At 42.9% G+C, this 949-nt stretch carries 1 protein-coding gene and 1 pseudogene; both read right to left on the bottom strand.

The genetic code is table 11. The features are described from left to right. A pseudogene (locus DW826_RS18785) lies at positions 1–108 on the bottom strand (troponin T, cardiac muscle); the annotation flags it as partial. Positions 109–235: 127 nt separating this feature from the next. Beyond that, on the bottom strand, positions 236–760 hold the full coding sequence (locus DW826_RS17680) for a hypothetical protein (protein ID WP_015516227.1): 525 nt from the start codon (positions 758–760) through the stop codon (positions 236–238). Between the last annotated feature and the right edge of the window lie 189 nt (positions 761–949).

Below are 949 nucleotides of genomic sequence, written 5' to 3'. Positions count from 1 at the left end.
CTTCTTTCTGTTCTCCAGACGCTCCAGCTTGTGCTGTTCCTGTGCAAGCTGCGTCTCGGCTCGTTCCTTTTCGGCTCGAAGCTGTTCAAGGGTTTTCGGTTTTGTCATTGTGATTGACCTCCTTTTTTGATTTTGCGGATAAAAAAAGACCGTCAACTTTTCGCATAGTGCGACCAGTCAACGGTCTGATTTTCGGTATTCAGTTGTTGTGTTCAGTTCGGTAAATTGAAGTTGGTCAAAGTTGTTGGCGAAGATATTCCACAACATTTCCATTCGTATCATAGAAACAGATGTTTCCTACATTGAGGGGCAGGACAATGGCGAAAGGCTTGCCACTATCAATATCAATCACCTGAATGCCGTTGCCATCATCTACTTCAAGTCGAACAATATTTTGGGTATTCATTGAGATAAATGCCCTTTCGTTATTTCCCTCAACAACAAACTCTGCAATGTAATCATCAACCTCAACTATATCTCCACCACCACGGAAGAAATATCCAAAAGACAAGCCAGGGCGATTTACATAGACAGAAAAAGTGTGGTCTGTCTTGTCCTGTGGGTAAGAAATAAATGCAGCCATTGTGTCGGAAATGCTTCCATCAACAATCCAATCATCCAAAATTTTTTGAGATTGGCGAATGTCTGCTTCTAAACTGTTTGCGGTTTTACCAATGTCATTGTTTGCATAAAGGAAACCGAAAACCAACACACAAGCCAAAATAACACCCAAGAGGATTATGGGTAATTTCTTTTTCATAGAATCACACTCCTTTATCAAATTAAGATTCTTGATTTTCAAACTTGCTGGCGGCGAACGGTTTGTCAAAACCGTTTGCGGACGGCAAGTCCACAGGGGATAGCCGCTTTAGCGGCGCAAGGGGGTGTAGCCACCTTGACGGAACGAAGTGACGCAACATTCTCGGTCATGCAGTTTTCTTCTGCTGAC

The organism is Clostridium sp. AM34-11AC, assembly GCF_003435375.1.
In the GTDB taxonomy this organism is placed as follows: Bacteria; Bacillota; Clostridia; order Lachnospirales; family Lachnospiraceae; genus Pilosibacter; species Pilosibacter fragilis.
Note: the sequence above shows the minus strand (reverse complement) of the source record. Positions and strands in the feature narration are given on the sequence as shown.

Bases quoted from the DNA above. Each gene is read 5' to 3' on its own strand.
- DW826_RS17680 (WP_015516227.1), bottom strand. From the start codon at position 760: ATGAAAAAGAAATTACCCATAATCCTCTTGGGTGTTATTTTGGCTTGT.